This is a genomic window from Pseudoflavonifractor phocaeensis (assembly GCF_021531375.1).
GTDB lineage: Bacteria > Bacillota > Clostridia > Oscillospirales > Oscillospiraceae > Lawsonibacter > Lawsonibacter phocaeensis_B.
Map to the genome: position 1 here is coordinate 22,825 of NZ_JADYTU010000023.1, position 8,250 is coordinate 31,074.

At 62.1% G+C, this 8,250-nt stretch carries 14 protein-coding genes; 13 read left to right on the forward strand and 1 reads right to left on the reverse strand.

Annotated features, from left to right (window positions below; genetic code table 11):
* Positions 1-20 precede the first annotated feature (20 nt).
* The 13 genes from I6E39_RS08330 (at position 21) to I6E39_RS08390 (ending at position 7,329) form a co-directional block, all read left to right on the forward strand.
* On the forward strand, positions 21-653 hold the full coding sequence (locus I6E39_RS08330) for an adenylate kinase (protein ID WP_235381144.1): 633 nt from the start codon (positions 21-23) through the stop codon (positions 651-653).
* An 11-nt stretch (positions 654-664) separates the two neighbouring features.
* Complete coding sequence (gene map / locus I6E39_RS08335; RefSeq protein ID WP_235381154.1) at positions 665-1,429, forward strand: type I methionyl aminopeptidase; 765 nt, start codon at positions 665-667, stop codon at positions 1,427-1,429.
* A complete protein-coding gene (locus I6E39_RS08340; RefSeq protein WP_235381145.1) occupies positions 1,422-1,712 on the forward strand; it encodes a KOW domain-containing RNA-binding protein in 291 nt (96 codons plus the stop codon). The genes map and I6E39_RS08340 overlap by 8 nt, the downstream gene beginning before the upstream one ends.
* Positions 1,705-1,923, forward strand: a complete 219-nt coding sequence (gene infA, locus I6E39_RS08345) for a translation initiation factor IF-1 (protein ID WP_050623219.1) — start codon at positions 1,705-1,707, stop codon at positions 1,921-1,923. Before I6E39_RS08340 ends, infA begins: the two co-directional genes overlap by 8 nt.
* 222 nt (positions 1,924-2,145) lie before the next feature.
* Entirely contained in the window at positions 2,146-2,259 is a 114-nt protein-coding gene (gene rpmJ, locus I6E39_RS08350) for a 50S ribosomal protein L36 (RefSeq protein ID WP_008982609.1), read from the forward strand.
* A gap of 18 nt (positions 2,260-2,277) precedes the next feature.
* The gene (gene rpsM, locus I6E39_RS08355) at positions 2,278-2,646 is read left to right on the forward strand and encodes a 30S ribosomal protein S13 (protein WP_235381146.1); all 369 of its coding nucleotides are present in this window, start codon (positions 2,278-2,280) and stop codon (positions 2,644-2,646) included.
* A gap of 13 nt (positions 2,647-2,659) precedes the next feature.
* The gene (gene rpsK, locus I6E39_RS08360; protein ID WP_235381147.1) at positions 2,660-3,064 is read left to right on the forward strand and encodes a 30S ribosomal protein S11; all 405 of its coding nucleotides are present in this window, start codon (positions 2,660-2,662) and stop codon (positions 3,062-3,064) included.
* 20 nt (positions 3,065-3,084) lie between these two features.
* A complete protein-coding gene (rpsD, locus tag I6E39_RS08365; RefSeq protein ID WP_235381148.1) occupies positions 3,085-3,687 on the forward strand; it encodes a 30S ribosomal protein S4 in 603 nt (200 codons plus the stop codon).
* A 130-nt stretch (positions 3,688-3,817) separates the two neighbouring features.
* The gene (locus tag I6E39_RS08370) at positions 3,818-4,768 is read left to right on the forward strand and encodes a DNA-directed RNA polymerase subunit alpha (RefSeq protein WP_235381149.1); all 951 of its coding nucleotides are present in this window, start codon (positions 3,818-3,820) and stop codon (positions 4,766-4,768) included.
* A 174-nt stretch (positions 4,769-4,942) separates the two neighbouring features.
* Positions 4,943-5,287, forward strand: a complete 345-nt coding sequence (rplQ, locus tag I6E39_RS08375; RefSeq protein ID WP_268841989.1) for a 50S ribosomal protein L17 — start codon at positions 4,943-4,945, stop codon at positions 5,285-5,287.
* Between the two features lie 161 nt (positions 5,288-5,448).
* Positions 5,449-6,342: an acyltransferase family protein gene (locus tag I6E39_RS08380; protein WP_235381150.1), complete on the forward strand. Its 894-nt coding sequence runs from the start codon at positions 5,449-5,451 to the stop codon at positions 6,340-6,342.
* Positions 6,309-6,521, forward strand: a complete 213-nt coding sequence (locus tag I6E39_RS08385) for a hypothetical protein (RefSeq protein ID WP_235381151.1) — start codon at positions 6,309-6,311, stop codon at positions 6,519-6,521. The genes I6E39_RS08380 and I6E39_RS08385 overlap by 34 nt, the downstream gene beginning before the upstream one ends.
* Complete coding sequence (locus I6E39_RS08390) at positions 6,508-7,329, forward strand: amidohydrolase family protein (RefSeq protein WP_235381152.1); 822 nt, start codon at positions 6,508-6,510, stop codon at positions 7,327-7,329. The genes I6E39_RS08385 and I6E39_RS08390 overlap by 14 nt, the downstream gene beginning before the upstream one ends.
* Before the next feature lie 40 nt (positions 7,330-7,369).
* Here I6E39_RS08390 and I6E39_RS08395 read toward each other — a convergent pair.
* A partial coding sequence (locus I6E39_RS08395; RefSeq protein ID WP_235381153.1) for an aldehyde dehydrogenase family protein occupies positions 7,370-8,250 on the reverse strand: 881 nt, incomplete at its 5' end.

Below are 8,250 nucleotides of genomic sequence, written 5' to 3' on the forward strand. Positions count from 1 at the left end.
AGGAGTTGGAGATTATGGGAATGAAGCTGATTCTACTGGGCGCCCCCGGCGCCGGAAAAGGAACTCAGGCTGAGATCCTCAGCGCCAAGCTGGGAATCCCGACCATCTCCACTGGCAACATCCTCCGTGCCGCCATCAAGGACGGCACGCCCATCGGCCTGGAGGCCAAGTCCTATATGGACGCGGGCAAGCTGGTCCCCGATTCCGTCATCATCGGCATCGTGGCCCAGCGCCTGGAGCAGCCCGACTGCGCCAACGGCTTTATCCTGGACGGGGTGCCCCGCACCATCGGCCAGGCCGAGGCCCTGGACAAGGCCGGCGTCGCCTTTGACCATGTGATCTCCATCGAGATCTCCGACGGCGAGATCGTGGACCGCATGGCCGGACGGCGGGTCTGCTCCTCCTGCGGCGCGCCCTACCACGTCAAGGCCAAGCCCCCCAAACAGGAGGGAGTGTGCGATTCCTGCGGCGGCCCCCTGGTCCAGCGGGACGACGACAAGGCGGAGACCGTGCTTCACCGCCTTGAGGTCTACCACGCCGAAACCGAGCCGCTGAAGGGCTACTACGAGGGCAAGGGCGTCCTCTCCCCCGTGGCCAATCAGGCCACCATCGAGGCGACGACCGACGTCATCATGGAGGCCCTGGGCATCTGATGGGACTGGAAATGATCTCGCTGAAATCCCCCCGGGAGATCGAAGCAATGCGCAAGGCCGGGCGGATCACTGCCCAGGCCCGGGCTTTGGCCGGCTCCATGGTGGCCCCCGGGGTCACCACCCATGAGATCGACCAGGCTGTACGCCGCTTTATCGAAAGCCACGGGGCAAAGCCCTCCTTTTTGGGCTACGGCGGTTTCCCCGGTTCCGCCTGCATCTCGGTGAACGAGGAGGTCATCCATGGCATCCCCGGTCCCCGGAAGCTGAAGGAAGGGGACATCGTGAGCATCGACGTGGGCGCCTATATCGGCGGCTTCCACGGAGACTGCGCCGCCACCTACCCCTGCGGCAAGGTGAGCGACGAGGCCATGCGGCTGATCCAGGTCACCCAACAGAGCTTTTGGGAGGGCATGAAGTACGCCCGCCAGGGCTGCCGGGTGTCCGACATCGGCCACGCGGTCCAGGAATACGTAGAGGCCAACGGCTTCTCCGTGGTCCGGGACTTCGTGGGCCACGGCGTGGGCGCCAAGCTCCATGAGCCCCCCGAGGTGCGAAACTTCGGACCCGCGGGCCACGGTCCCCGGCTGCTGCCGGGCATGACCATCGCGGTGGAGCCCATGGTCAACGCCGGCGGCTGGCAGGTCAAAGTGCTGGCCGACAAGTGGACCACGGTCTCGCTGGACGGCTCGCTGACGGCCCACTATGAAAACAGTATCCTGATCACCGACGGCGACCCTGAGATCCTTACCGTCACCGAGGACGGAGCCTATGTCTGATTACACAGGCTGGATCGTTCAGGCTGCTGCCGGACGGGACAGAGACGGCGTGTTCTGCGTAGTCGGCGTGGACCAGGAGCAGCGTCTGCTGCTGGCCGACGGAAAACGGCGGAAAGTATCCAGGCCCAAGCCGAAAAAACTGGGCCATGTGCGTCCGCTGTCCGACCACCGGAGCGAGTTCGCTCACCCCACCATCCGGAAGCTGAAACAAGGACAACCGGTGTCTGACCGGGAACTGAGACGGGCGCTGGCCGCCTTCAAGGAGGGAATCACGCTTGGCTAAGGACGATATGATCGAGTTGGAGGGAATCGTCACCGAATCTCTCCCCAACACCACTTTTCATGTGGATATTGGAAACGGCCACATTATCCTGGCACATATTTCCGGGAAGCTGCGGATGAACTTCATCCGCATTCTGCCCGGCGACAAGGTGACGGTTCAGATGTCACCTTATGACCTGACCAGGGGAAGAATCACCTGGCGGTCCAAGTAAGTATAAACGACCGAATCGTCGACAGCTGTTTTTTCCGGGGCCTTGCCTCCGGGGAAGCGTCCTTACAGCGGCCGAAGGCCGCCCCAAATGCGGGCCAACAGAGTGGGCCGCATTTGGAGAGGAGGAGCAGCGAAGTGAACGAGCTTTCGGCTTTTGCCGGAAGCGAGCGAGACGCAGCTTGCGACGACGAGGGGCCATCAAGGCATTCAGGAGGTTATCACAATGAAAGTAAGACCGTCCGTGAAGCCCATGTGCGAGAAGTGCAAAGTCATCAAGCGCAAGGGCAAAGTCATGGTAATTTGCGAAAACCCCAAGCATAAGCAGAGACAAGGTTAATTGGAGGTGCTGTAATAAATGGCTCGTATTGCCGGTATTGACCTGCCGAGAGAGAAGCGAATTGAGATCGGCCTCACTTATATCTACGGCATTGGGCGCACCAGCGCCAACAAGATCCTGGCCCAGGCCGGGATTAACCCCGACACCCGCGTGAAGGACCTCACCGAAGAGGACGAGGCCAAGCTGCGTGAGATCATCGGCCATGAGTACACCGTTGAGGGCGACCTGCGCCGCAACGTGGCCATGGACATCAAGCGTCTGACCGAGATCGGCTGCTACCGTGGCATCCGCCACCGCAAGGGCCTGCCTGTCCGCGGTCAGCGGTCCAAGACCAACGCCCGTACCCGCAAGGGTCCCAAGCGTACCGTGGCCAACAAGAAGAAGTAAGGAGGGATAAGCAATGGCTGCTGCTAATAACAAGGGCAAGAAAGTTGTCCGCAAGCGCCGCGAGCGCAAGATCGTTGAGAAGGGCCAGGTGCATATCCGCTCTTCCTTCAACAACACCATGGTCACCGTCACCGACGCCCAGGGCAACGCCCTGTCTTGGGCCTCCTCCGGCGGACTGGGCTTCCGTGGTTCCCGTAAGTCCACCCCCTTCGCCGCTCAGACTGCCGCTGAGACTGCTGCCAAGGCTGCGATGGAGTATGGCCTGAAGACCGTCGAGGTCTTCGTGAAGGGCCCCGGCGCCGGCCGTGAGGCCGCCATCCGGGCTCTGCAGGCCGTGGGTCTGGAGGTCACCCTGATCAAGGACTGCACCCCCGTCCCCCACAACGGCTGCCGTCCCCCGAAGCGCCGCCGCGTCTGATTTGAAGGAGGTTTTGACACATGGCTAGAAACATGCAGCCCATCGCCAAGCGGTGCAAGGCTCTGAACCTGTCTCCCGCCGCCATGGGCTATGCCAAGAAAGATACCAACCGCAACCCCAAGGGTCAGATGCGCAAGAAGCAGTCTGAGTACGCCATGCAGCTGACCGAGAAGCAGAAGGTCAAGTTTGTCTACGGCATTCTGGAGAAGCAGTTCCATATGTACTATGAGAAGGCTTCCCGCATGCAGGGCAAGTCCGGCGAGAACCTGCTGGTCCTGTGCGAGCGCCGTCTGGACAACGTGGTGTACCGTCTGGGCTTTGCCAAGACCCGCCGCGAGGCCCGTCAGCTGACCACCCACGGTCACTTTACCGTCAACGGCCAGCGGGTGGACATCCCCTCCTACCTGGTGAAGACCGGCGACGTGATCGAGGTCCGGGAGAAGAGCCGCTCCTCCGTCAAGTTCAAGGGCCTGCTGGGCGAGGACGCCCCCATGGTCACCCTGCCCAAGTGGCTGACCCGCGACAAGAATACCCTCCAGGGCACCGTCGTTGCCATGCCCGTCCGGGACGACATCGACTTCCCCGTGGAAGAGCACCTCATCGTCGAGCTGTATTCTAAGTAATGATTTACCCGCCGGCCCCTTCGGCCTGGCTGAGGGGCTGGGCGGTACAAACTTAGACAACCCTCAGATATTGGTGAGCTGAATGAGGCGGCGAGAGAGCGCCGCCGAGAAAAGGAGGGTATCCTAGCATATGGTAGAAATCGAAAAGCCCCGCATCGAATGTGTGGAGAATCCCGGCGATGCTTCCTACGGCAAGTACGTGGTAGAGCCTCTGGAGCGCGGCTACGGCACCACTCTGGGCAACTCCCTGCGCCGGATTCTGCTGTCCTCTCTGCCTGGTACCGCGGTGACCTCCATCAAGATCGCCGGTGTCCAGCATGAGTTTACCACCATCCCCGGCATCAAGGAGGACGTGACCGAGATCGTCCTCAACGTGAAGGGGATCATCGCCAAGCTGTACTGCGAAGGCGTGAAGACCGTCCACATCGAGGCCGCCGGCGAGTGCAAGGTCACGGCCGGCGACATCAAGGCGGACGCCGACGTGGAGATCCTGAATCCCGACCTCCACATCGCCACCCTGGGTCCCGATGCCACTTTGAGCATGGAGCTGACCTTGTCCCATGGCCGGGGCTATGTCTCCGCCGACAAGAACAAGCCCGCGCAGACCATCATCGGCGTGATCCCGGTGGACTCCATCTACACCCCTGTCCGCAAGGTCAACTACACCGTGGAGAACACCCGTGTGGGCGATGCCACGGACTATGACAAGCTGACCCTGGAGGTGTGGACCAACGGCACCATCGACGCCCGGGATGCCGTCTCTCTGGGCGCCCGCATCCTGTGCGACCACTTCACCCTGTTCACCGACCTGTCCGAGACCATGGGCAACAAGTCCACCGTGGTGGAAAAGGCTGAGGCCCAGCGTGACAAGGTGATGGAGATGACCATCGACGATATGGACCTGTCCGTCCGCTCTTACAACTGTCTGAAGCGGGCTAACATCAACACGGTGGAGGACCTGATCTCCAAGACCGAGGAAGAGATGATGAAGGTCCGGAACCTGGGCCGCAAGTCCCTGGAAGAGGTCATCAATAAGCTGGCTATGATGGGCCTGTCCCTGGCCAGCGAGGAGAATAACTAAAGAAGCGTCCGAGCCGTTGCGAGCGGCGGCGCTTCTGGGCAGCGGTGAAAGTATGTAACGTTCCGTTTCACGCACGGCGTTTTGCCGTCCCGCCTGTCGGGTGTCCCGGGCCCAAGGGCCCAATGAACGAATTTTAATTGGATCTCGCCACGCGAGGTCGGAGGAGTGTTTACTATGTCTCTGAAGAACCGTAAGCTGGGCCGCACCAGCGATCAGCGTAAGGCTATGCTCCGCGCTATGGTCACCTACCTGCTGGAGAACGGCCAGATCAAGACCACCGTTACCCGCGCCAAGGAAGTTGCTCCCGTGGCTGAGAAGATGATTACCCTGGCTAAGGACAACAGCCTGACCTCCTACCGCCAGGCCCTGGCCTTCATCACCAAGGAGGACGTGGCCAACAAGCTGTTTAAGGAGATCGGCCCCAAGTATGCCGACCGCAACGGCGGCTACACCCGTATCGTCCGCATTGGTCCCCGGCGCGGCGACGCCGCCGAGATGGCCATTATCCAGCTGGTGTAATCGAAACAGATCAGATAAAAAATCCCGTTCCGAAAGGAACGGGATTTTTTATGTGCTGGGCAGCGTTCCCAAGATAGACTTTTCTTCGGTGAGAGAATTTGCTATAATCGCTTTATCTACTGAAGCTGCGGGGCGGCAGGAATACGGAAGGGGTGGGAACCATGGCGCAGAGGGCGAGCCGGCGGAACGAGACGCTGGACCTGATGAAGTGCGTGGCCATTTACAGCGTCATCTTCCTCCATATCCTGCTGCCCGGTCCGATCGGTCAGGCGGTCAACTGTCTGGCCCGGTTTGCGGTGCCCCTGTTTTTCCTGTCCTCGGGCTATTTCAGCTGGAACAGCGATGGAAGGACCTTGGCCCGCCGGGCCGGGCGGACCGGGAGGCTGCTGCTGGAGGTTTGCGCCTTTCTCCTGGCCTTTGGCTGCGTGCTGGCCCTGCGGCGGGGAGAGGCGGCGGCGGCCTACCTTCGGGGGCGGCTGGACCCCTTCTTTCTGAAGGAGATCCTGCTTTACCAGGTGCTGCCCCTGCCCTACGCATGGCCCATGTGGTTTCTCACCTCCCTCTTTTTCATCTATCTGCTGTGGTGGGCCATGACGGCGGCTGCCCGGCGCATGGGAAAAAAGCTGCCCCTGGGCGCTCTGGCGGCGCTGGCTGTGGGGCTGCTGGCCATCCATCTGAGTCTGGGTGAGGTCAGGGGACTGCTGGGCCTGTCCCCGGTGAACAGCCTGTGGCTGCGAAACGCCTGGCTGGACGGGTTCCCCTTCTTTGCCCTGGGGGCATGGATGGGAGAACGGGGGGAAAAACTGGAGGGGAAGCAGCGGACGGCCCCCCTGTGGGCGGGGGTGGTCCTGTGCGCCCTGCTATCCCTGCTGGAGAGGAAGCTGGCCGGCAGTGTGGATCTGTATCTGGGCTCTGCCCTGACCGCCATGCTGCTGCTGGCCATCGCCATCCGCAGCCCCGAGTCTCCAGTCCCCTGCTCCAAAAGACCCTCTGTTTCTGCGGCAGGCGGCTCACCTTTTATATGTTCGCCCTCCACATCCCTATCTACGGTGTGATTGGGGAGTGGCGGGGCCAAGTACCTGCCTTTGCATGGCTCTGGGACCGGCCGGCGGCGCTGCCCTTCGCGGTGGCGGCGCTGACGACCCTGATGGCCCTGCTCCTGTACGGCCTGTCCGCGGGACTGAGCCTTGCCGGGGCCGGAAGAAAGGAGCGGAAAACCCATGAAGATCATTGACGCCCATCTCCACCTCTTTCCCCAGGAGGACTGGGCAGAACAGACCGCTGCCGGGGTGGGGCACCACAACAATGTGGACCACCTGAGGCAGGTCTATGGAGAGCTGGATATGGTCCATGGCGTGGTCATGGGCAACCGCAGCCTGGAGCCGGGTGACCACCATTACCCCGCCGACCTGTTCCACTACTGTGTGGGGCTGGACAGCTTTCTGCTGGATGGGGGCAAACGCGCAATCCCCGATCTGCCCGACCGGGTGGAGGAGCACCTGAAGCGGGAGAGCTGCTGCGGGGTGAAGCTGTATCCGGGGTACAACAAGATCTGGCTGTCCGATCCCTTGTACGAGCCCATTTACCAGTTGGCCGCCCGATATGACAAGCCGGTGGCCGTCCATATGGGCCTCACCGCCCATGGCCGGGCCCATCTGAAATACTGCCACCCCTTGGCCCTGGACGAGGTGGCGGCCGACCACCGAAAGACCCGGTTCGTCATGTGCCATTTCGGCAATCCCTTCCTGGAATCCGCCGCCGCCGTGGTGGAGAAAAACCGCAATGTGGCCACCGACCTGTCCGGCCTGCTGGAGGGCCGGGTGGATCTGGAGCGCTACTTCCGGGAACAGACGGGCTATGTGTCCCTGCTGCGGACCTGGCTCACCGCTATCTGCCAGTGGGACAAAGTGATGTACGGCACCGATTGGCCCATCGTCAACTTGGGGGAATATATTGCGTTTATCCAGGGCATCGTGCCCGAACCGCACTGGGAAAAGGTGTTTTTCCACAACGCCAACCGGATCTACGGTCTGGGGCTGTAAAACAGCGCCGCCTGTCGTACTGACAGACGGCGCTGTTTATTTATTTCAGAAAGCGACGGATCAGCTTGTCCTGGGCCTCCGTGTAGGGGGCGTAGCGGACAGGCAAGTCCAGACGGGTGGAGGACTGGACCAGACTCTTGGTATGGGAGAAGGTCTCAAAGCTCTGCCGCCCGTGGTAACTGCCCATACCGCTGTTCCCCACGCCGCCGAAGGGCAGCCGGGGGTTGGCCAGGTGCATGATGGTGTCGTTGACGCAGCCGCCGCCGAAGGGAATGTGCCGGACGAAGCGGCGCTGGACGGCCTTGTCCTCGGAGAACAGGTACAGGGCCAGGGGCCGGGGGCGGTCCAGAATGAAGTCCTCTGCCTGGCGGATGTCCTCAAACTCCAGAACAGGCAGCAGGGGGCCGAAGATCTCCTCCCCCATCACCGGGTCGTCGGGGGACACGCCGTCCAGAATGGTGGGCTGGATACGCAGGGCGTCCGGGTCCGCCCCGCCCCCGTACACCACCTTGGCCGGGTCGATGAGGGCGCATACCCGGTCAAAGTGCTTCCGGTTGACCATGTGGACGTAGCCGTCGTTGTCCAGGGGGTCCCGGCCGTACATCCGCTCCATCCAGTACCCCACCCGGGAGATCAGCTCCTCCTTCACCCGCCGGTCCACCAGCAGGTAGTCGGGAGCCACGCAGGTCTGGCCGCAGTTGAGCAGCTTGCCGAAGGCGATGCGCTTGGCGGCCAGGTCCAGCCGCGCGGTGGCGTCCACCACGCAGGGGCTCTTGCCCCCCAGCTCCAGGGTGACGGGCGTGAGGTGTTTGGCCGCCTTCTCCATGACCTGACGACCCACTTCCGCCCCGCCGGTGAAAAAGATGTAGTCGAAGCGCTGGTCCAGGAGAGCCTGGTTCTCCGCCCGCCCCCCTCCACCAC

Coding starts and splice junctions, on each gene's coding strand:
- I6E39_RS08330 (WP_235381144.1), top strand. CDS start 21: ATGAAGCTGATTCTACTGGGCGCCCCCGGCGCCGGAAAAGGAACTCAG.
- map (WP_235381154.1), top strand. CDS start 665: ATGATCTCGCTGAAATCCCCCCGGGAGATCGAAGCAATGCGCAAGGCC.
- I6E39_RS08340 (WP_235381145.1), top strand. CDS start 1,422: ATGTCTGATTACACAGGCTGGATCGTTCAGGCTGCTGCCGGACGGGAC.
- rpmJ (WP_008982609.1), top strand. CDS start 2,146: ATGAAAGTAAGACCGTCCGTGAAGCCCATGTGCGAGAAGTGCAAAGTC.
- rpsM (WP_235381146.1), top strand. CDS start 2,278: ATGGCTCGTATTGCCGGTATTGACCTGCCGAGAGAGAAGCGAATTGAG.
- rpsK (WP_235381147.1), top strand. CDS start 2,660: ATGGCTGCTGCTAATAACAAGGGCAAGAAAGTTGTCCGCAAGCGCCGC.
- rpsD (WP_235381148.1), top strand. CDS start 3,085: ATGGCTAGAAACATGCAGCCCATCGCCAAGCGGTGCAAGGCTCTGAAC.
- I6E39_RS08370 (WP_235381149.1), top strand. CDS start 3,818: ATGGTAGAAATCGAAAAGCCCCGCATCGAATGTGTGGAGAATCCCGGC.
- rplQ (WP_268841989.1), top strand. CDS start 4,943: ATGTCTCTGAAGAACCGTAAGCTGGGCCGCACCAGCGATCAGCGTAAG.
- I6E39_RS08380 (WP_235381150.1), top strand. CDS start 5,449: ATGGCGCAGAGGGCGAGCCGGCGGAACGAGACGCTGGACCTGATGAAG.
- I6E39_RS08385 (WP_235381151.1), top strand. CDS start 6,309: ATGTTCGCCCTCCACATCCCTATCTACGGTGTGATTGGGGAGTGGCGG.
- I6E39_RS08390 (WP_235381152.1), top strand. CDS start 6,508: ATGAAGATCATTGACGCCCATCTCCACCTCTTTCCCCAGGAGGACTGG.